This is a genomic window from Streptococcus sanguinis, assembly GCF_900635155.1.
Lineage (GTDB): Bacteria > Bacillota > Bacilli > Lactobacillales > Streptococcaceae > Streptococcus > Streptococcus sanguinis_G.
Genome location: NZ_LR134002.1, coordinates 341,828 through 364,348, shown reverse-complemented (window position 1 = coordinate 364,348; position 22,521 = coordinate 341,828). Strand labels below are relative to the sequence as shown.

Here is a 22,521-nt window from a genome sequence, read left to right as displayed (position 1 = left end):
TCGGGTTCAGTTCCTTTCTTTAAATTTTAGAAAATATTGATCAGAGGGTATTTTCAAATTCATGCTTCATTTCAGCAAACTCTTCTTCTGATAAAGTGAATATCAAGTCCTCTTCCGAATACTGATTCCGTTCTTTAAAATAGTTGTCAGCATTATCTACCAAACCTAGACTAAGAAGCACTTTTCTCGCAAACGCTTGATGTGCAAAACCAACAGCTGTAATGATATTCTTATCTTGCAGAACAGCTTGAGCTTTGAAATTTCTCCTAGGAAGAAAGTCAAAATAGTCAAAGAAGTTTTGCCAAATTCCACCTGTAAATTTCGTGTCGTTCAACAAGCCTGCTCTCGCCAATAAAATGGGTGCTGAGGAAATAGCTGCAATAAAAATCTCTTGCTGCTTCAAACTTTTTAGAAAAGAAATTAATTTTTCATCATGCAGAGCAGGAGCAATGTTTATCATTCCTGGCAAAATAACACAAGAATAGTCTTCGATGACCACTTCATCCAATGTTCTAGTAGGTTGACAGGGAAGTCCATCTTCCGACGTTATAACATTTCTATCTGAACCAGCATAATCAATCTCAACACCAAAAGATAGAGCTAAAGTACTGGTCAGACCAACTACTTCATAAAGTGAAAAATTAGGATAAATCAAACAGAGCACTTTCTTCATAAGCGTCACCCTCTAGTTTAGCGAAAAACAGAGGCTGGGTTGCAACCTCTGGATTTCTTTCTATCATTAAGATGTGAAATTTTCAAAACAATATTTTTCGAAAAATTTTTGACGCGGTAGCTGATTGGATTTTAGGTTCGTCTTTCAGACTCCCAAAAATCCTAATCATCCTCGCGGGGGTTCGACTACGAACTAAAAACTTTCAATTTTTAGTTCTGTCTCACCACCTATTTCTCCGTAAACTCTCCGTCTACGACATCGTCGTCTGCTTTAGTTGAGCCAGCGTTTTCAGCTCCTTCTGCTCCTGCTTGGGCTTGTTGAGCTGCAGCAGCTTGCTCGTAGAGTTTCACTGCCAATGCTTGAGCTTTTTCGTTGAGAGCTTCCAATTTCGCTTTCATGTCGTCCAAGTTATTATCTTCTTGCGCTTTCTTAAGTTCATCAAGAGCAGCTTGGGCAGCGTCACGCTCTGCGTCGAAGCCTTTGCCTTCAGTTTCCTTGATGGTCTTTTCAGTCGCAAAGATAGCTTGGTCAACTTCGTTACGAAGGTCAACTTCTTCTTTACGTTTCTTATCTGCTTCAGCATTCGCTTCTGCATCCTTCATCATGCGGTCGATTTCTTCGTCAGTCAGACCGCTGTTAGATTGGATGACAATGTGTTGTTCTTTTTGAGTTCCAAGGTCTTTAGCCTTAACAGACACGATACCGTTCTTATCGATGTCAAATGTTACTTCGATTTGAGGGATTCCACGAGGAGCAGCTGGGATATCTGTCAATTGGAAGCGTCCAAGAGTCTTGTTGTCCGCTGCCATTGGGCGTTCACCTTGAAGAACATGAATATCAACGGCTGGTTGGTTGTCCGCTGCTGTAGAGAAGACTTGTGATTTAGAAGTTGGAATCGTTGTGTTACGGTCGATCAGCTTAGTGAAGACACCACCCATTGTTTCGATACCAAGTGACAATGGTGTTACATCAAGAAGGACAACGTCTTTGACATCACCAGTAATAACACCACCTTGGATAGCTGCACCCATGGCAACTACTTCATCAGGGTTCACTGATTTGTTTGGTTCTTTACCAGTTTCAGCCTTAACAGCTTCTACAACGGCTGGGATACGAGTTGAACCACCAACAAGGATCACTTCGTCGATTTCTGACAAGCTCAAACCTGCGTCAGAAAGAGCACGACGAACTGGTTCTTTAGTGCGCTCTACCAAGTCACGAGTCAAATCGTCGAATTTAGCACGAGTCAGAGTCATTTCCAAGTGGAGAGGTCCAGCGTCGCCAGCTGTGATAAACGGCAAGCTGATTTGAGTAGAAGTTACACCTGAAAGGTCTTTCTTAGCCTTTTCAGCTGCATCTTTCAAACGCTGAAGCGCCATCTTGTCATTTGACAAGTCGATGCCGTTCTCTTTCTTGAACTCAGCCACCATGTGGTCGATAATCTTTTGGTCAAAGTCGTCACCACCAAGTTTGTTGTCACCAGCAGTTGCCAATACATCAAAGACACCATCACCCAACTCAAGGATTGAAACGTCAAAGGTACCACCACCCAAGTCAAAGACCAAGATCTTTTCTTCTTTATCTTGTTTGTCAAGACCGTAAGCAAGGGCTGCTGCAGTTGGTTCGTTGACGATACGTTCTACTTCAAGACCAGCGATTTTACCAGCGTCTTTAGTCGCTTGACGTTGTGCATCGTTAAAGTAAGCTGGTACAGTGATAACTGCTTTGCTTACTTTTTCACCAAGGTATTCTTCTGCGTATCCTTTCAAGTATTGCAGAATCATAGCTGAGATTTCTTGCGGAGTGTATTCTTTGCCATTAGCAGCTACTTTTTCAGATGTTCCCATTTTTGATTTGATGGAAATGATTGTATCTGGATTTGTTACTGCTTGACGTTTTGCTGCATCACCAACGATGATTTCACCATTTTTGAATGACACTACAGATGGTGTTGTACGATTTCCTTCTGGGTTTGCAATGATTTTGCTTTCAGTTCCTTCAAGAACTGCAACTGCTGAGTTTGTTGTACCTAAGTCAATACCGATAATTTTAGACATATTTTTACCTCTTTTTACTTTAATTTTCTTTTTGATACTCTTCTTTAGTTCGTTTCGCTCGTTAAAAGCAAAGCTGAACGAATGTTTTCTTCCTTCATAGTTTATTGTCTTTTCGGACAAGTTTTCTATTATGTAAGTTATGACACGAGAAGTCGAAATTATACGCAGTAGCTGATTGGCAGTTCACTTCGCAAACGCTCGTGACCAGCCTAATCACCCTTGCGGGGGTGCGTAAACGAAATCAAAGATTTCTGACTTACCTCCTAGTTATAAACAACCACCATAGCTGGTCTAAGGATACGGTCATGAAGTTTGTAGCCTTTTTGGAAGACCTGCGCGATAGTGTCAGCTGGGTGCTCATCATCGGCTGGAACGGTTTGAATGGCCATGTGATAGTTATGGTCAAAAGCTCCGTCAGCTGCAATTTCTTCGATACCCTCTTCTTTGAGAGCATGAATCAAGCTTTCCTGCACCATTTCCAGTCCTTTTTTAACATCATCTGTTAGCCCTTCAACGGCAAGTGCGCGCTCCAGATTATCTATCGAAGGCAAAATAGCTTTTGCCAGATCCTGACTGCGGTATCTTTGCAGCTGCTGGCGTTCTTCATTTGCTCGACGCTGGATGTTCTGCATTTCTGCATGAGCACGGAGATATTTGTTTTCAAAATCTTCTGCCCGCTCATTAGCTAGTTCTAATTCTGATTTTTCAGGGCTTGCTGATTCAGCTTGCTCAGCTGCTTCTACAGCTTCCTCTTTTACTTCTACATCTTCTGGATGTTCTTCTTGTTTATGTTTTGCCACAAGGCACCTCCTTTTTAGGAATATTTCTATTATATTTAATGGACTTCATAGTGATTGCTGCTAAGATAGCGGTAGAAGTCGGTCAGTTTCATGGTCAGTACGCGGTTGACGACATTCATCTGACTGACCAGCCGTTGGTAGTCAAGATTGACCGGACCGACAACTGCCAGCACCCCAAAGCCTCGATAAGGAATCAGGAATTTGCTGGAAATCAGCGTTAGATCAGCCAAACAGCTTTCTCTACTGTCTGCCACGCGCACGCTTTGCATCTGATCTTCGGCCAAACCGTCGCGAATCTCAAAGGCTACTTTCTGCGGGTCATCAAAAAACTGATAAGCTGACAGATCTGAAAATTCCAAGAGTTGAACCTTGCCAGACAGAATCACATTTTCCTTGAAAATATCACCAAAGATATGCTCAAAGAGTTGGATGACATTGTCCGTCGTAGTGAAATAGCGTTGGATAATCTGCGGAATCTCCGTCCGAATCTTGTAATGGATGTCCAACACTGTCTGTCCCAAGAATCGCTCACGTACCAAGCCTTTAAGCCTGTCTAGATCTTCTCTTAGGAAGTTGCGCGGAATCATAAACTGACTGGTGATGGTATTGGACTCATCCAAGGTGAAGACCGCTAGAGCCGTGTGCTGACTGAGCACAACGATGTCAAAAGCTGTCAGGCGCTGCCGACTGGGTTCTACATCCAGTGCAACAACCGTGCATCCACTGAGCTTAGTCAAAAGGTCTGCTGCCTGTTGAAGAATGTCCTCCAAGTTGAAAAACTCATGGTCAAAGGCTTTGATAACCTCATAGAGTTCATTCTCAGCGAGACGATCAAAGGACAGAGAATGCTTGACAAAGTATTGAAAACCAGCCACGCTAGGCTTACGGCCGCTGGACGTATGCGCCTTTTCCAGAAGCCCCTGCTTTTCCAAAGCCGCCATATCGTTGCGGATGGTGGCACTACTGGAATTGATGGAATCCTGCAGGGCTTTGGATCCGACCGGCTCGTGAGTCTTGGTAAAGATATCAATAATCAAATTCAAAATCTCATTTTGACGCTCCGTGACCACGGCATCACCTCCAATCAAGATTCTGCTGTCGATTAGCACTCAACCACCTCGAGTGCTAACTCATGATTCTATTATACACTCTTCTACTCCAAAGTCAAGACAAAAACTCAAAAAATTAGCACTCTTTTTACAAGAGTGCTAAAAATCAGTCTGGCGACCTAGATTAATCCTCCAGGATTTGCAAATGGCGCATCAAATAGAAAGAAATTCCTGCAAAAAGAAGCAACCAAACTAGCAGAGCCAAAAATTCTCCGCTCCATAAATGGAAATGAGACCAATCTTTCATATAACTACTAAAGAGGCCCATAAAGCTATAACGCAGCACCTTCGACAAGTCCTCGCTCATATTTGAAAACATAGGAATAAATGCCGCTAAGAGCATGGCTGGAACACTAAGGGATTGTGCCATGACCTGATTTTTACAAAACAGACCAACCATTAAAAAGAAGAAAATTAAGACCAGCATGGTCAACAAGAGAACCAAACTATAGCTGAACAGATGATGAGAAAGCTTAGCTCCCACCAAAAGTGGGGTAATGACGATATAAAAAATCCCAATAATCGCTGGCCAAATTAAAGCGGAGAGAATGTATTGACCAGCTGTCACACCAGCCAAGCGCAAACTTTGCAAATTATGTTTTTCTCTTTCCTCAGCTAGGATGATGATGATGGGGGTTCCAACTGACATGGCTAGAGAGAAAGGCAAAGAGATATTCAGTAATAAAGTAGCTAGTTTATCAGCTCCAATTTCCTGCTCCGCTCCATTCAGAGAAAAAATAAATTTATAGAGAAAAATGAGGAAAATCGGCATGAAAACCTGCAATAGAATACTTTTATTAGCTAGTGTCACTTGACCTCTTAGCCAAATCATACCTTTGAATTTATTAGACATTTAAGGTACCTCCTGTCAAAGTGATGAAAACATCTTCCAAAGTTGGTTCGCAGGAATGAATACTGATAACATTGGACAAATCCAAGCCTCCTTGCAGCTCCTCAAAGGCCACCGTCTTCGTCGTCAAATTTACATATTCTAAACGAACCTTCTTATCCGTATTATACTTTTGGATAATCTCATGCGGACTGCCCACTTCGACTAATTTCCCTTTACTTAGCAAAGCCAAGCGATCACACAGGAGGGTAGCTTCCTGCATATCATGAGTCGTCAGAAAAATAGTTGTCCCCTGCGCTTTTAGTTCCAGCAGCAATTCGTGAATGGTGCGAGAGGTTGACGGATCCAAACCACTGGTTGGCTCATCCAAGAAGAGTAGTTTGGGTCGATTAATCAAGGCACGGACCAGTAACATCCGCTGCTTCATACCAGTAGATAGTTTTTCCGCCACCTTGTTGCGACTATCATAAAGCCCCACTTTTCGGAGGAGTTGGTCGACTTTCTCCATACCAACACCAAAGATCATAGCGTAGGCTTTGAGATTTTTGTAAAGTGACATCTTTTCATAAAATCCGCTGCCATCGCTGACAATCCCAATCTGCTCTAGGACTTCTGTCTTTAAATCCTCAACCGGTGCAGACAGCACATGAGCTGATCCAGAATCTGCAGACAACTGACCAGTCAAAATATTGATGGTCGTGGTTTTACCGGATCCAGAAGGCCCTAGGAACCCAAAAATCTCTCCCTCTCGGATGGAAAAACCGATTCCTGCCAAGGCTTCTTGCTCTTTGAACTTCTTTTTCAAGCCTTGCACTTCAATAATGGTCTTTTTCATTGTTTTCCTCGCTTTCACAACAGTATTTAACAAAACTGAAATCAGTCTTTCAGTTCCTGCCTCATTTTCCAAAAACGCAAGGCAATATGGACCAGCTGACAGAACAGAATAAGCAATATGACACAGTCTATTGCTAAGATTGATTTGAATAATAGACTTGCTTTCAAACTCTTCTGGAAAATATCTAGAAGGAGATAGGTAGTGACACACAAAACCATGATGGCTGGTAAAAACCGCCATACAAGCAAACGCTTGACCATCTCTAGCTTAGACCAAGCATCATTATAGATTTCAAGATCGCTGTCTGCATCAATCTGAGAAACTGGCTTGCGGAAATAAGAAAATTGATTAAAGTTTGCAATATGCTCCCAGCCGCAATCCTCAAAAAGTTGATAATAGGATTCTTGCTCCGCCTTCTTTATAGGGCGAAAATCTAATTGATAGGCCACTTCCTGAGGCGGACAGGCTTCAAAAGTATAACAAACCGCAACAAGAAAGGGAGAATAACTTACTTTTTTCAATTTCCAGCCTTGGCTATGCATTTTTTTAAAATAAGCCGCTTCTCTGTCATAGTCTGCAATGGTAAAGATTTTATAGACAATCTTCTTTTCCATCAAACTTCCTCCTTACTATTGCGGTAAAGGCGCTCAATCCGCTGGATTTCCAACTCTAAAATCTGTCTTCCAAGCTCCGTGATAGAATAGAGTTTTCTCTTTTCTTCCTCACGAACAAAGGCAATTAGACCATCTTTTTCCATCTTTGCCAAGGTTCCGTACATGGTTCCCGGGCTGATGGATAGCTGTCCTTCTGTCAGCTCCTTGACTTTTTGAGTAATACTGTAACCGTGCCTCTCTTTCTGAAGACAGAAGAGGATATAAAAACCTGTCTCTGTCATTGGCACATAGACTCTCCTAAGCTTTTCTGTCAATCCACTCATCTTTTTATCTCACTTTCACCTCGATATATCGAACCTTGATATAAAAATTATATCGCAGTCCGATATAGTTGTCAAGGATTTATAAATATTTTTTACAGAAAGTGATTTCTTTTTATCTTTCAATACTTGTAGCTAAACCTGCTTTAAATCTGAAGCAAACGTGATTAGAGACCTGCCTCCTGATAAATCAGCATAAAAAAAGCCAGGAAAACCTGACTTACTTGTTTATTTCCCGGCTGCTTTAAGCAGAGCAATATATTCTTCCAGAACCAGATTGTGCTTCTGCATATACTGGGCATTCTCCACACCGACATAGCGGTAATGCCAGTTCTCAAAATCAACTCCAGTAATATCACTCTTGCCATCCGGATAGCGAAGGACAAAGCCATATTGCGGAGCTAGCTCAGCAATCTTGGCTGCCAGTTCATCCTCCTGACCTTCTGGGACACTCATATCAATAGCCAAGCCCGTTTGATGTTCGCTAGCTCCTGGAAGCTGCACTTGCTTCAGCACGATGCTGACTGCTTCTTCATTTGACAAGCCTTTGGCGACTTCCCCAGCAACTTTTTCGTTATAGAGTTCCTCCTGCTCAGCTCGGCTGCGATAGCCAGAGATTAAAGTTTCTTCAGGAGCTATCGTTTGGGCTGCAGCTAAGAACTGCCTAGTATTTTCAGCAATACGGCTGTCCACCTGGATCTCCCCGATCTGAGTCAGATCAGGTGTCTTTTCTTCTTGCTGATTGTCACGATTGACTAAAATCAAATTCCAGTCAGTAGAAGACACCTTGGGCAAATCAGACTGCGAACTCTCTGAGCTAGAAGAGCCCTTCATAGCAGAACTGCTAGACGAACCCGAAAACTGAATCTTTGCAAGCAGATCTTGTAACAAGGACGGACGGAAATAAATCGCCGTTCCTCCAGCTGCCAGACACAAGACGATTAACAACAAAAACGTTAATCCAATCTTCTTAGACTTCGATTTTCTCTTTTCTTTGCGATGTTTAGCGCGTTTCAACTTCTTCCTCCATTACTTCGGCACCGGTCTCACGATAAGACATATCTCCGATGCAAGCTACTGTGAATTTACCGTCTTCATAGTCTACAACCGTCACACTGCCGTTGTCCAAACCATGAGGCTGAGTTCGGTTGATTAGATAGACAAAGGTTCCGATGGTCATGCCGTGGCTGACGACAAGAGCATTGCCACCGCCAGCAGCTTCCAGCTCCTCAGCTATGGCTGAAAAACCTTCCCAGATTCGGCCGCTGAGCTTTTCCCAGTTTTCTGCCCAGCCTGCTGTATCAACTTCTACAAGACCTTCTGCTAGCTCAGCATAGCTAAGCTGATGGACGTGCTCTATATTAAAGACCCGAGGCATTACACCCATAAAGAGTTCCCCATCATAACCACCGTCAAAACTGCCAAAACACCATTCACGAATCCGCTTGTCAAAGGTATAAGGTATCTGACCTGTCAATCCCAGCTCCTCTAGAATAATGCCCATGGTCTGAATAGTTCGGCCGCTGTCACTAGAACGGGCCATTTTGAAATCAAGCCCAGCTTCTCTCAAGCCAATGCCTAACTCATGAATGCCACGTTCCCCAGCTTCAGTCAATGGGGTATCAGACCAGCCTTGAGCCCGGCCGATAGTATTAAACATGGTTTTGCCATGACGAACCAAGTATAATCTTGTTTTTGCCATTTCATTTCCTCCGTTATTCTTTTCATATTATACCATTTTATAAAGAAATTGGCGCCATCTGGCTTTCAAAGCAAAAAGCAGGAGTCTCAAAACTCCCGCTCATTCTTGATTTTCTCGGTCCAATATAGCTGCGCCAATCTGACGGTAAGACACATCGCCCAGAGCTTGAATGCTGAAGCGACCCTTTTCATACTCCAACACTGTGACACTACCATTATCAACATTAGGATTTTTCGTGATATTCTCATCAACCAGATAAGCCAAGGTACCAATGGTCATGCTGTGGCTGACGACCAGAGCATTGCCGCCGCCAGAGGATTCTACCTCTCTAGCAATGGCTTCAAATCCTTCTAAAATCCGACTGCTAAGCTTGTCCCAAGACTCAGCCCAGCCAGCCGTATCCACTTCTACCAGACCATTCGCCAAATCCGGCCAACTGAGTTCCTTGTAATTATCCGTCTCAAGAACTCGTGGGATAACGCCATGAAAGAGCTCACCCCCATAGGCACCATCAAAACTTCCGAAACACCACTCCCGGATGCGCTTGTCATAGCGATAGGGAATCTGCCCAGTCAGACCCAGCTCCTCTAGGATAATCCCCATGGTCTGAATGGTCCTACCGCTATCACTGGAAAAGGCTTTGACAAAAGGCAAGTTAGACTCTCGCAATCCGATACCCAGCTCACGAATACCGCGCTCGCCTTCGACAGTCAGCGGCGTATCAGACCAGCCCTGTGCCCGACCGATAGTATTAAACATGGTCTTTCCATGACGGATAACATAGAGTCTTGTTTTTGACATAGTTTACCTCTTTTATTTTTGTTTGTTATAGTAAATTTTGAAAAAGGCCTTGGCTTTCTTTTTGATACCCTGTTCCATCATTGACAGAACTGCTCCAACCTGAAATCAATCCCCAATCAACTATAGAGACTGAATATGAACTTTTACAGCACTGACACATCCAAGAACAATGAATGGATAATGGAGCCAATAATTAAGACCAAACTGTCCGGATAAAGCGGCTTTATTAATCGCGATAACGGCTTGCAAAATATTGCCTTCCCCTTGGTAAAAAGAATTGGCATAACCGATTTGAACAGCTAAAAAGCTCATCGTTAAAGTAAAAAAGAAACTTGCCACAATTCCTAAAACAGAAATCCCTTTGACAAACTTTTCATAGCAAGCAATGCTAAATAGCAGTGTAAAACTTGATATGTAGCCCATAGCCAAGGATGCACCTGTCAGGAAGAAGACAAGGCATGCACCAAGCAAGCTAATCAAGAAAGCCCCGACAATCCCCAGGAAATAATGTATTTTCTGCGGACTTTGATGAGGAAGGGAGCGCTTTGTCACCTTATCCTGTGAGATAGAAATCATTCGGTCATAGCTAGATGGCGTGAGAAAGAGCCAGGCTCCTCCCACCTGATACAAGTCTACATCTCCGGTTTCACCGGTTTTCTCACAGGCGCTAACCAGCCCTTGCTCCTCAAAGTAGCGGGTGCAGTCTTCAATAGCCTCCTCCAAAATGTCCGGCAGCAAATCTCGGTCTTGATTAGCCAAAATCTGACAGGCCAGACAGTAGCCAGCTCTCTCAAAATCAATCAAGACCTCGGAATCGTTGATCAGAGCTTCCAAGGCATCTCGACCGATATAGCCCTGCTCACATCTGACCGAGAAAAAAATCGCAAATTCGTCGCCATCTGTTATGGTCTCTAGATAAAAAGCATAATCCCTTCTACGGCCATATATAATGCCGCTCTCCTTATCAAAATCCAAACCTAAATCAAGGGCCAGCTCAGCTAGCTCTCTTTTATTCATAACCTAAACAATCTCCTTATAATCCCCTACATCTCAAGCATCCAGCTAGATTCAATCCCGCAAACTCCTACTCGGAAACTGAATAGCTGTCCTTTATGATGCTTTCTTAAAAGCTGTTTCAAATCTAGCTTTTTAATTTTTAAAGCTGTGAATAGGCGCTGGAATTTGACCGCCCCGGGCGATAAAGGCAGCTGACGAAGCCTGATTGACCTTCATGACCGGAGCTGTTCCCAAGAGCCCACCAAATTCAATCATATCGCCTTCCTTGCCCTTCGGAATAATCCGCACAGCTGTCGTCTTTTGATTGATAACGCCAATCGCTGCCTCATCCGCAATCATGGCTGCGATGGTTTCAGCAGGTGTCGCTTCTGGAATGGCAATCATATCCAAACCTACCGAGCAGATAGCTGTCATCGCTTCTAGCTTTTCTAGATTGAGCGAGCCATTCTGCACAGCTGCAATCATGCCCTCATCTTCTGACACAGGAATGAAAGCACCAGACAGACCACCAACCTGATTGCAGGCCATGACACCGCCTTTTTTGACTTGGTCATTGAGCAGGGCAAGCGCCGCTGTCGTGCCATGAGTGCCAACTGTTTCCAAGCCCATTTCTTCCAAGACACGGGCCACTGAGTCTCCGACTGCCGGTGTTGGAGCCAGACTCAAGTCAACAATCCCGAACTTGACGCCCAGACGCTCGCTGGCCATCTGACCGACCAACTGGCCGATACGGGTGATTTTGAAAGCCGTTTTCTTGACCGTTTCAGCCACCACGTCAAAGCTCTCACCACGGACCTTTTCCAAGGCTCGCTTGACAACACCTGGCCCAGAAACACCAACATTGATGACCACATCTGCTTCACCGACACCATGGAAGGCGCCCGCCATGAAGGGATTGTCCTCTACCGCATTGGCAAAGACGACTAGCTTGGCCGCCCCCATGTCAGAAAGCTGGGCCGTTTCCTTGATAATACGCCCCATATCCGCAACCGCCGTCATGTTAATACCGGTCTTGGTCGAACCGATATTGACAGAGGAACAGACCTTGTCCGTCTCTGCCAAAGCGCGCGGAATGGAATTAATGAGGATTTCATCGCCTTTTTGATAGCCCTTTTGGACCAAGGCCGAGAATCCGCCGATAAAGTCAACACCGATTTCCTTGGCTGCCTTGTCTAAAGCCTTGGCCAAAGGCACGTAGTCTCTGCTATCTGTCGCTGCCCCAATCAGCGAAATCGGAGTCACGGAGACCCGCTTGTTGACGATGGGAATTCCCAGCTCAGCAGAAATTTCATCCCCAACTGCCACTAGGTCTTTGGCTTTGGTCGTGATTTTTTGGTAAATCTTCTCCGCCGCCCGATCAATATCTGTGTCGATACAGTCCAAGAGTGAAATGCCCATGGTGATGGTCCGAATATCAAAATTCTGCTCCTCAATCATGGCAATGGTTTCTGTTACTTGTCTAATATCCATCCTTCACTCCTTAGATATTGTACATGGCATCAAAAATGGCTGCGCTTTGAATGTTGATTTTGACGTTAAGCTCTTGGCCGAAAGCTTCAAACTCGTTGCGAAGGGCCGTAAAATCTTGCTTTTCATCGCTTGAGACCAAGGCCATCATGGTAAAATATTCCTCCAAAACGGTTTGAGAAATATCGTCAATATTCAGCCCCAACTCCGCAATCTTTGTGGAAACTCCAGCTACAATCCCTGTTTTATCTTTTCCGACAACGGTAATAATTGCTTTCATGCTTGGCTCCAATCATTTTTAGTTTGTCTCATTGTAGCATAAATTCGAGGATTTTGTATACTATTTCAGAAAATAAAGACAGAAGGTTCGGATATTGCAAATAGCACTTGGAACAAGAAGATTCTCCTACGCTCAGCAATTCATCTGAGAGATCATTTTAGGCATCTTTGTATGTTTTTTCTATTTTTAATTGAAAGCGCTTTCGATATTTGTTATACTAAATATAGAATATTTTACACAAAGGAGATTTCCTAATGAACGATTCATACAAGAAGCGTCTCTATACTCAGGCTTTGAGTTTATCAGCCGCTGTATTGATGGCTGTCTTAGCTCAGGGCAAGGCCGCGGCTGACCAGCATAACAGCACTGAGTCACAGCCGGCCGCCAATCAGGTAGAGACTGTCACTCCTGCAACAGAAGCTGCTCAAGCTGCTCCAAATCAGACAGGAGAAAAAGAACAGACTCCTGCTGCTGAGAATTCTGCCGTTTCTGCCGCAGGTCAACCAAGAGTAGCTGCTTCTGAAGAAGCTAAGACCCAGCTGGCTGATGGCACCGTTTATATGTCTGAGTCTGCAGAGCTCAAGGATACCGTCCAAGGACAGGCTTCTCAGGCGGGCAAGCTGACCTGGACTCTGGACAATAAACCGATTGCAGACTGGAAAACCTGGAACATGGACACTGGCACCTTTACTGGGCAACCTTTTCTCACCATCGAGGAAAAAGCCGACGGAAATGACCTTCATCTGAATCTGCAGTTTAAGGAACTTTTCGGACAAGATCTCAGCCTGCGCTCTCCCAACAATATCCGCCGCACTTATCGGAACTTCATCGGGAGCCATGAATTGGTCGGTACGAGTCAGGACCTAGGACTGACCATTCGTAAAAATATCATCTTGCGCCCTTACGAAGACTTCCACAGCCATGAGGAAATGCTGGCATCTATTGAAAAGAGCAGACAGGATGCTAAAACGAACCGCTTGGTTCAGATTGAGAACATCGGAAAGAGCGCTCAGGGTCGTGATATCAAGCTGGGTATCATCAGTTCTGACCAAAAGAGCATTGACGACTACCTCAGTACAACCAATCCTCAGGCCTTGACCAAACCAGCAGAAATGCTGGCAGCTCTCAAAAATGGCAACCTAGACTATAAACTGCCCGTCCTCATCAACAACACCCACGCTGATGAACAGCCTGGGATTGATATTATCACAGGTCTATTTAAGACCTTTGCAACTAAAGACCAAGTCAGCTTCAAAACAAGTGCTGCTGATGGTTCCGAAAAGATGGTCACTCTCAACATCCAAGACTTGCTGAAGAAGTTTATCTTCCTCTTTGACTTTACGGAAAACCCTGACGGCGATGTCCTCAACACTCGGGCTCTGGCCAATGGTCTTGACCCCAACCGCGATACTAGCTACCAAGCCAATCCTGAGACTCGCACTGTTGCTGGATTGATTAATAAATGGAATCCGATTGCTCTCTACGATGTCCATGGCTTTGTCAAGGAATTCCTGATTGAGCCGGCAACCCCGCCTCACGATCCTAACTTTGAATATGACCTTTTGGCAGACCTCATGCTGGACAACGCCCATCATATGGGGCGGGCAGGCGTTGCCAACTCTGGCTATGATAAATACATCATTCCTAAACTCGACTGGGGAGACGGATGGGATGATTCCTTCTCAGGCTACACAGCTGTTTATGCCATGTACCATGGTATCCTAGGGCATACTATCGAAATCCCAGAGGGCAATCAAGAGTCCTACAAAGCTGGATACTATGCGGTCCTAGGCGGTCTGGACTATCTGGCTCAGAACCCCGACAAGCTCATGGAGATGCGTCTCAACTTCTACCTGCGCGGCATCAATAAAGTCGAAGATCCTAAGGCAGAAAATGAGCTCGTCGGACCAGATGGCCAGGTTGTAGGCCGAATTAAAAAAGGCCAGGAAAAATTCTTCCCAGACTACTATGTCATCCCGATGGGGCTAGATAAAGATAACGATAGCCAAGAAGCCTTTAATATGATTGACTATTTCAAGCGCAACGGTGTGCTTGTCAAAGAACTCAAAGAAGACAGCGGCAACTATAAAAAAGGTGATTTGGTTGTCGATATGGCGCAAGCTAAGCGTGGCTATGCCAATCATGTCCTCTACAAGGGCTCAGATGAATCTAAGTGGGCAGCTATGTATGCAGAGTTAGTCGTCAATTTCCCAGATATGAAAGGCTTCAAAGCTCAACCAGTTTTTGGTGAAAAGCTCTTTGAAGGCAAGCTAGGAGAGGTGACAGCCCTCCGTGCTACCCGTACCAGCCAGGTTGACAATAAAGCGCCTTATTACGTCATTGCCAATACGTCTGAAAGTGCCGTTAAGGCCGTCAATCAAGCTCTTGCAGAAGGCAAAAAGGTCTATCTGACAGACGATGGCTATATCGTTGATACGCCGACCTTTACCAGCCTTCTGGATCGCTATGCCATTTACGGTGATGCCCTTTATAAGATTCCACTGGGACCAATTCTGAAGCCTCTAAAGGTCTACGCACCACCGCATCAATTTTCATGGGCAGGCGTGGACGCTCCAGCACATACTGCCTTAGCTCTGAAGAATATGGGCTTTGAAATCGTCGATCGCCCAGAAGATGCGGACGTCATCGTCCTTGAAAGCAACAACTATGACAAGTCTCTTGTCGGACTCAAGCCAACCATCGTCGTCGGAGGCTCTGCTATGCAGCGCTTGGAAAAACTAGGAATCCTAGACGGCTTTGATGCTGAGCGCTTCAAGAACGGCAGTGACTACGAGGGCTTGATGAAGGCTGTTATCCAAGACCAAGACCCGCTGACCAGCGGCTATAAGAAGGATGGACTCTTTTACTCCAACTCTGGTAACTGGATTGCTAAGATTCCTGCTAACTTTAGAACTCTTGCCAGCATTGCTGGCAGCGACTTCTATATCGCTGGCTGGTGGCCTGGCAATGAACAGCTGGCCAACAAAGTCGTAGCCATTGCTGGTACCTATAACGAGAAGCCTCTCTTTGTCTACGCTGGCAATCCGACTAACCGACTTCACCCTGTTCATTTCTACCGCTGGATTTCCAATGCTATCTTTGGCAGCCAGTTGGCCGAGCTGACTGACCTCCCGAGTCCTACGACACCTGATCCAACCTATCAAGCGCCAAGTCAGACTGTCCTTGACTGGAAGCCTGCTACAGTGAATCCACCGGCTCAAACGGTAGTCCTGACCTACAACAATCAGACTCTACCAGAGACCGGAAGCCAAGAAACAAGTGCTAGCTTCGCTCTAGCTGGACTTCTGGTTGCTGGAGCAGCTGGACTCTTCCTCTTAAAGAAGAAGGAAGACTAATACTTAAAAACACACCTCCCAATTGATACGGGAGGTGTATTTTTAGTTATAAGCTCTGCTATTTTTCCACATAGGTATGAAGCGGATAGGTCGGATAGGCCAAGTCACGCGCCAACTCTGAAGTTACATAACCTGCCGGTGCGTCTAACACAGATGGGATACGATTGACAATGGTAGCACAGGTCAAAGCTACAGTATCAGGCTTGCTGACTGAGAAGACTAGATTTGGCACACCAGTAATTTCCCAATCACACATATCTCCGTCATTTTCACGATAGACCTTGCCAATACACTCTACTTCTAACTCAATTCCCTGATGGGTATGAATGGTCGTCACAGCTGACATACCCGTTACTTGCCCAGCTGGAACTGTACGTCCCAGCGTTTCAGAATAAACATCTTCATCCAAAATGTAAGGAACACTCTTTTGTGAAATATTCTGAATGGTCCAGTTCATCTTAGAGCAGATAGCTTCAGCAGCATTCCACATATAGGACGGCAGACTCTCAGCACTGGCAATTTCCTTTTCAAACCGGTCTGGAGCGTAACCAGCACCATGCGCTTCTGCGAGAGCCAGACCATAGTCTTCTACATTGTAGCTGACAACCCCTTTCACCTTTTGGATGCGATTGAGACCAGCCATAGCTAAGCAGGGCATATTAATCCAGTAAATATCCTGCATGCCGGAGCCCATGATAGTGACACCATATTCTTTAGCCAGCTTGTCCAAGCGGTTTGTTTCAGATGGCGAGGTCGTCCAAGGGTAGATCGCTTCCTCACAGGTCGTGATGATATTAACTCCATGCTTGATGGCTGTTTCAAAAAAATCATACATTTCCGGCATATATGAAGCAATGGTGACAATGGCAATGTCTGCGTCACACTGGTCAAACACACTGTCAGCCTTATCAGAAATCAGGACACCAGTCTTATAGCCTAGCTCTGCAAAATCACCAACATCCTGCCCCACTACCGCAGGATTGTTATCAATAGCTCCGACGATTTCTACACCGTGATCCAGTAGGTACTTGAAAATCACTTTAGACATCTTGCCGCAGCCATACTGAACAGCACGAATTTTTGTATTTCTCATGGCAAACCCTCCATTAATTGTTATTATTTTCACAATTATAGTATAATATCTCTAGTAACTAGAGAGTCAATAGAGGGTTTGAAAAAATGAAAAAAATTTTGCGTATCGGAGAATTTTCCCAAATAAATCAGATTTCCATCCAAACTCTACGATTCTATGACCAAATCGGTCTTTTAAAACCCTATAAAGTCGATCCAGAAACCAATTATCGCTACTACCACATCAATCAATCTTCTCTGGTTGACTCCATTCAGTACCTGCGTCAACTGAATTTTTCTCTAGAAGACATCAAAGAAATCCTATCTTATAAAGACCATTTTCAACTTCACCAGCTTATTGAGGAGCGCTATCAGCGCCTTCTAGAGGAAAAAGAGAATTTAGAAAAACAAATCCAAGAAATCGAAATCTTTCGGTCTGGTGCCCGTATCTATGGCGAAAAACAGAGCGAGCAAGAACTGGAAATCCTAACTTTTCCTGAGCGTCAGCTGCTTACTTTTGAAATTGATCAAAATATTTATCAAATGAAAAGTGAAGAATACGAACTTGCTCTACGCTGCTTCAAGCAAGAAATTATGCGTTACAGTCCTTTTTTTCCCCATTTCAGCCGCGTCGGATCCATTATGAAACAAGAAGATTTCCAAAAAGAAAGATGGATTTCCAAGCAACTCTGTCTCTTCCATCATACTCCCAATGAACTCCCTCACTTAAATCGAATATTGCTGCCGGCAGGAAATTATGCTGTTGCTTATTGCCCTTCCTTTGCAGATGAACTTAAAGCTCTGCCGCATTTTTACCAGGCTCTGTCCCAAGCTGGATATACTCCTGTGGGGGATTATATCTGCGAGGTCATCCATGAACAGCCACAACTCCAGGAGCAGCACCGCGATATGTTCATCCGGATGCAAGTTCGGATAGAGGATTAAAAAAGGAGGAAAGAGGATGTAGCGGAATTTCTTGCCAGATACTGGAGCATGCTCAGCCAAAAACTAATCATTTCACAGGCCGTATCTATATCAAAAAAGGATGGGAAAACACCCATCCTTTTTATATACAAATAACCATTGCTTAGCACCTTAGCCTTCTTGTTTCTTCCTTCCAGCTAGAAGACCCATTCCCAGAAAAGCTAAACCAGCCAGAGGCAGAAACTTATCTTCTTGAGTGCCAGTCGTAGGCAGAGCTGAGTCGGGAGCTGGCTGCAATCTTGGCGACGAAATAACTTTCCCTTCCTCACCTTGCTTCAGAGCTTGAGGCTGGGCTATTGTCAAAGGCTGTTTAGTACTTTCAGCCACCACCTTGCTGCCAACTTCTACTAGTTCGTCAACTGCTAGAGAAAGCACTTCCTGACCGAGGACGGTTCGCTGACCGTTCAAGACTTCTACAAAGACTCGCTTTTGACCCTTTTGGCCAGCTACAAGTATCCGCCGCTGCCCTTGTTCCAGTTCTGGATTTTCCTGTTCTCGAGTCTGATATGCAATCTCTTCCATTACGATTTCTAAGAAAGGCTTTTCTTCCACTAGGTCCTTTATCCCTTCTTCCGGAGTGACCTGATGACTTGGTTTCAGATCCAGGGCAGCTAAAGCTGTCCTCAGATCCTTCTCTGCTCTATCTAAATCTGCCTGCTCCGCTTTTTCATCTGCCAAGAGAGACTGAGCTCGAGCCAAGGCTGCCTGGTAAGCCTGAACTGTCTCATCTGAGTAGAGGCTCGGATCTAGACTAGCCGTACTGTCTACCACTTTCTGCAGAGAAGCCTTATTAACTGCTGGGGCATGAAGATTGGTCACAAAGAAATTGCGCGCTTCCAAGTCCCCATCCCAGAGTCCCAGACCGACGTAGGCATCATTATAATAAGGCTCAACCTTATCAAATTGGTGGTTCAGGTATTCTACACCGTCCACAGATACACTGACACCATTTTTAGTTTTCACTAGCTTAACATGGTGGAACTGGCCGTCATTAAGATGCTTGCCATTCATGCTACTTTCTGCAATCGTCTCTCCCATAAAGCGGTAAAGTCGAATCTTATCATTATCGCCAAATTGAATAGAATAAGCATTGCGAGGGTCAACATTTTCAGACGCATAGAAAATATTAATCAAGCCTTTTTGATACTTGAGATCCACATCCAAGTTATACTCAGGGAAAGGAATCTTCTGACCTCCCATATAATAATCATTGGCGCTGGTATTCTGATTATAGAGACTTTCACCGTCGACATACCACTTACCGGAAACAGCTTTTAGATTTGGAACATTGGTCTTAAAGTCATTACGGCTGATATTGATGGTGAAGACCTTGGAAAGACTTGGATTTTCCTTAGAGGTCGCCGTTACCTTGACCACACCCCTTTGCAGAGCAGTCACTCGCAGCTTATTGCCATCTTCCGTGACAAAGACCAGGTCTGGCTGATCCACATTCCAGCTGATCGCTTGAGAGACACTTGCTGGCATGACATATGCCTTCAAATCCAAGGTATCGCCGACATAAATATTATTTGTTACAGGAGAAGCCTGCACTAGTTCCAGTGGTTTGGTCACTGCCTGTTTGTCTTTCCAGATGCCCTTCAGCGGATAAAGAGCAATGTCAGCCTTAGCAGCACCACCTTTTACAAAAACACTAGCCGCAAGGCTATTTGGCGCAGGGAATATCTGATTGGCACCCGCCACAGTATATCCTTTGGCAAAGACTTCTAGGCTGGAGCGATCTACATAGAGATGCAGATCTATGCTGCCATCCGCATTGCGTTTGACGGACTGACTATCCACCTGAGCAAATTTATTACTGAGAAGAATCCCAGACTGACTGCGGTCAATAGAAAGAGTTTCCTTTTCTAAATCATAGATAACTCTAGTCACTTCTCCATCTCCAACCCGCAGGTTAAAACCGACTTTCTTGGTCGTTTCACTCGGCCGGAAAGTAGAGACAATTTCATACTGATCACCGGAAAAATCTTTCAACAGCTCATTCTTCTCACTAACTTCCACGTCTTTATATAACACAGCCTTGTCTTCCTGACGCAGAGACTGATAGGCTGCTATTGGCGTCTGAGTCAGCCGATAGCTGCCGTCTTGCTTGATAAGGCCTAGTTTGAGGTTAAGATTGAAGGTTCCGTTGAACTTCTGACCGACGGTATCGGCTACCAGATTACAGTAGTCTTCCCAGGTATTCATCCAGTTAGACTCGATAATGTCAGGTAGGGTTGGATTAGCCTTGCTGCCAAAGTCCTGAACGTAGTAAGTCATGGCTGCATAAGAGTCTTTACCAAAGTTCATAACCTGATCAGCCTGAGCAAACTCAGCATCTGGGACGAAGGTCCACTTGCCCTCCACCTGTCTAAAATCACCGACCTTATAGGAGCGACCGCCACGAGACAGGACCCACTTAAGGCTACCATCGTCTGCCAGTAAAGGATAGAGATCTGGACACTCCGTATGGAGATCCACATAAGTTGACTCCACCTTCCAATTACGCAGATTATCAGAGGAATAAATTCTCAGCGGTCCGCCTGCGACGACCATAAACCATTTACCCTCCCAACGGAAGACCTTGGGATCACGAAAATCCTGAGATTGCAGTGGATCGTCCGTCCAGTCAGCTGCAATTTGATCAAGCTTCGTCCAAGTCCGGCCCTCATCTTTACTGTAGGCCAGCTTGATGCGCTGACCGTTTCCGTCGGCAGTAATCAGTGCGACTAAACCGCCCTGGTCATTTTCAAATAAACCAGAGGAATTGGTAGTATCTGCTACGATAGAGCCTGAGAACATAGCCCCATTAGCATCCGGATAAAAGGCAATCGGCTGTTCTTCCCAATGAATCAAATCCTTGCTGGTCGCATGACCCCAGTGCATAGGCCCCCATTTGGTATCGTCATAAAACTGATAGAAGAAATGATAGACTCCCTTATAATAAACCAGCCCGTTGGGATCATTGGCCCAACCGTCCTTGACCGAATAATGATACTGACCGCGATAGAGCTCATTGTAGTATACCTCATCTGCCTGCCGACGATGGACATTGAGCCGGTAAGTCAGGCTGACCTCCTGCCCATCCGCATCCGTCACAGTGCTGGTCACAGTCAGATAGTTTGCCCCCACTACCAGCGGAATATTCTTCAAATCACTATAAACCCTACCTGCAGCATCGGTCACGCTTACCTTGGCAGCAGGATTTTTCGCTACGACAGTCAAGTCTACATTCTCAGCATCATGTTTGACATACTGGATAGTAATAGGGGCACTAAACTGACCTTTCTGCTCCACTTTCCCAACCGAAGAAGTCACCCTTATATCCTCCAACTCGGGATTAGACTGAGGAGTGATTTCTTTGTAAAAGGTGTTTTGAAAAAGCAGCTCGCTATTCCAGTTTAGTAAGCCAAAATAACCTTCTGACAGATAAGTATTCTGCCCCTTATCATCTCTCTGAAGCGTGTAATCTCCTGAGCTGGCCACTAGAATATCATTGACATAGTAGGATACCCAAGAGCCAATTGAAACGACCTTGAGCCGATATTTATTATCATCCGTTGGCTCGATATGCTTTTCATTGATAAACTGATAATCACGCCCGCCTTGCCAACGCCAAAACTTCACATTGTTGCTGCCACCATCAATATTAACTGCATAGCTGCTCTTGTCATCTGGATTATTATTACTGCGGAAAATGAGGGCTGCCGCCCCTTCCTTACTGAGGAAAGTTACATCCGTTGAGTAAACAAAATCCTTGCCCTGACTTTGAGAGTAAAGGAAACTATCACCTTTGCCTCTGGCATCACTATAAAGTCCTTGCTCTCGGACTTCCCAAACTCCATTTTTGTCTCCCTTGGCTTCTGCCAAATTAGTATTGAAGCCTGGTTGCTTATCTACAGTCTCTACGGCAGGGAGTTTTTCCGCAGCAACTTCCTTCGCTGCTGGCTGTTCATCTTCTTCCTGTTTGATCTCTTTGGCATTTGCTGTGACTTGTTCTTCCTTATCGGCCTTTTGATTGGCTGACTCTACTGCTGCATCCTGACTACTTGCTTCTGTCGCTGCAGTCTCCCCGGCTACAAGGTTCTCTGTCTTATCAGCATTCCTTGTAGAAGCAGCTATTTGTCCGCTCTCAGGCTTCGAGACAGCTGATGAATCAGCCTGCAAGACCTGCGCAGGAGCTGGATTAGCCTTACCCTCATCTGCATAAACAACTCCACCGCCATCTAACAAGAAAGCTCCAAAAGCCAGCAAGGCACACCCAAAAACCCAACGCTTTCCGCTTTTTCTCATAAACCAATTTTTACACACTTTTTCCTGATGATTTTTCATGACACACCTCAATATTCTAAAAATAAAATCAGACTCCTCACAACCAAATCACTGTTACATAACACACTCCTTTCAACTTTTCTTGTTCAAAATGAACACCTCGTTTAACACTTAACTCCCTTATAAAAAAGAAGCAATCTCAATAATCTAAATATAACAAATTTTTGTAAGCGCTTCACCTAACGTTTGTCACAAAAACAAAATGACAGATGTCATATTTTAGAAATAATGAAGAAAAAAACAAAAAGCCTCCTAA

At 44.7% G+C, this 22,521-nt stretch carries 18 protein-coding genes; 2 read left to right on the top strand and 16 right to left on the bottom strand.

The features are described 5' to 3' along the window. Positions 1-40: 40 nt before the first annotated feature. The 14 genes from ELZ47_RS01860 to ELZ47_RS01795 all read right to left on the bottom strand — a co-directional run bounded on the left by ELZ47_RS01860 (position 41) and on the right by ELZ47_RS01795 (position 12,525). Positions 41-673 carry a DJ-1/PfpI family protein gene (locus ELZ47_RS01860; protein WP_126435104.1) on the bottom strand — a complete coding sequence of 211 codons (633 nt, stop codon included), beginning with the start codon at positions 671-673 and terminating at the stop codon, positions 41-43. Positions 674-900: 227 nt separating this feature from the next. Continuing rightward, complete coding sequence (gene dnaK, locus ELZ47_RS01855; RefSeq protein ID WP_002905346.1) at positions 901-2,730, bottom strand: molecular chaperone DnaK; 1,830 nt, start codon at positions 2,728-2,730, stop codon at positions 901-903. A 263-nt stretch (positions 2,731-2,993) separates the two neighbouring features. Beyond that, positions 2,994-3,530, bottom strand: a complete 537-nt coding sequence (gene grpE / locus ELZ47_RS01850) for a nucleotide exchange factor GrpE (RefSeq protein WP_125331903.1) — start codon at positions 3,528-3,530, stop codon at positions 2,994-2,996. 35 nt (positions 3,531-3,565) lie between these two features. After that, entirely contained in the window at positions 3,566-4,600 is a 1,035-nt protein-coding gene (gene hrcA / locus ELZ47_RS01845) for a heat-inducible transcriptional repressor HrcA (RefSeq protein ID WP_125331929.1), read from the bottom strand. Between the two features lie 163 nt (positions 4,601-4,763). Then, positions 4,764-5,492 (bottom strand): ABC transporter permease, encoded by a 729-nt coding sequence (locus ELZ47_RS01840; protein WP_125331905.1) that lies wholly within the window; start codon positions 5,490-5,492, stop codon positions 4,764-4,766. After that, positions 5,485-6,324: an ABC transporter ATP-binding protein gene (locus tag ELZ47_RS01835; RefSeq protein ID WP_125331907.1), complete on the bottom strand. Its 840-nt coding sequence runs from the start codon at positions 6,322-6,324 to the stop codon at positions 5,485-5,487. Before ELZ47_RS01835 ends, ELZ47_RS01840 begins: the two co-directional genes overlap by 8 nt. Positions 6,325-6,365: 41 nt before the next feature. Further along, on the bottom strand, positions 6,366-6,938 hold the full coding sequence (locus tag ELZ47_RS01830; RefSeq protein WP_125331909.1) for a DUF2812 domain-containing protein: 573 nt from the start codon (positions 6,936-6,938) through the stop codon (positions 6,366-6,368). Continuing rightward, entirely contained in the window at positions 6,938-7,261 is a 324-nt protein-coding gene (locus tag ELZ47_RS01825; RefSeq protein ID WP_002908738.1) for a PadR family transcriptional regulator, read from the bottom strand. Before ELZ47_RS01825 ends, ELZ47_RS01830 begins: the two co-directional genes overlap by 1 nt. A 225-nt stretch (positions 7,262-7,486) precedes the next feature. Further along, on the bottom strand, positions 7,487-8,275 hold the full coding sequence (locus ELZ47_RS01820) for a M15 family metallopeptidase (RefSeq protein ID WP_125331911.1): 789 nt from the start codon (positions 8,273-8,275) through the stop codon (positions 7,487-7,489). Next, positions 8,262-8,960: a histidine phosphatase family protein gene (locus ELZ47_RS01815; RefSeq protein WP_125331913.1), complete on the bottom strand. Its 699-nt coding sequence runs from the start codon at positions 8,958-8,960 to the stop codon at positions 8,262-8,264. The genes ELZ47_RS01820 and ELZ47_RS01815 overlap by 14 nt, the downstream gene beginning before the upstream one ends. Before the next feature lie 99 nt (positions 8,961-9,059). Then, the gene (locus tag ELZ47_RS01810; protein WP_125331915.1) at positions 9,060-9,761 is read right to left on the bottom strand and encodes a histidine phosphatase family protein; all 702 of its coding nucleotides are present in this window, start codon (positions 9,759-9,761) and stop codon (positions 9,060-9,062) included. Between the two features lie 120 nt (positions 9,762-9,881). Further along, entirely contained in the window at positions 9,882-10,778 is an 897-nt protein-coding gene (locus tag ELZ47_RS01805) for a hypothetical protein (RefSeq protein WP_125331917.1), read from the bottom strand. 132 nt (positions 10,779-10,910) lie between these two features. Beyond that, a complete protein-coding gene (locus tag ELZ47_RS01800) occupies positions 10,911-12,248 on the bottom strand; it encodes a PFL family protein (RefSeq protein ID WP_126435103.1) in 1,338 nt (445 codons plus the stop codon). Between the two features lie 10 nt (positions 12,249-12,258). Then, positions 12,259-12,525, bottom strand: coding sequence for an ACT domain-containing protein (locus ELZ47_RS01795; RefSeq protein WP_002893729.1), 267 nt, complete (start codon positions 12,523-12,525; stop codon positions 12,259-12,261). A 254-nt stretch (positions 12,526-12,779) separates the two neighbouring features. Here ELZ47_RS01795 and ELZ47_RS01790 point away from each other — a divergent pair, with 254 nt between their 5' ends. Continuing rightward, entirely contained in the window at positions 12,780-15,881 is a 3,102-nt protein-coding gene (locus ELZ47_RS01790; protein WP_126435101.1) for an LPXTG-anchored zinc carboxypeptidase, read from the top strand. 58 nt (positions 15,882-15,939) lie between these two features. On the opposite strand, the gene ELZ47_RS01785 is transcribed toward ELZ47_RS01790, so the two are convergent. Next, the gene (locus ELZ47_RS01785) at positions 15,940-16,974 is read right to left on the bottom strand and encodes a dihydrodipicolinate reductase (RefSeq protein WP_126435099.1); all 1,035 of its coding nucleotides are present in this window, start codon (positions 16,972-16,974) and stop codon (positions 15,940-15,942) included. An 86-nt stretch (positions 16,975-17,060) separates the two neighbouring features. On the opposite strand from ELZ47_RS01785, the gene ELZ47_RS01780 reads away from it, so the two are divergent. Continuing rightward, positions 17,061-17,897, top strand: coding sequence for a MerR family transcriptional regulator (locus ELZ47_RS01780; protein ID WP_002908007.1), 837 nt, complete (start codon positions 17,061-17,063; stop codon positions 17,895-17,897). Positions 17,898-18,047: 150 nt separating this feature from the next. Here ELZ47_RS01780 and ELZ47_RS01775 read toward each other — a convergent pair whose 3' ends face one another. After that, positions 18,048-22,265 (bottom strand): GH32 C-terminal domain-containing protein, encoded by a 4,218-nt coding sequence (locus tag ELZ47_RS01775; protein WP_126435097.1) that lies wholly within the window; start codon positions 22,263-22,265, stop codon positions 18,048-18,050. Positions 22,266-22,521 lie beyond the last annotated feature (256 nt).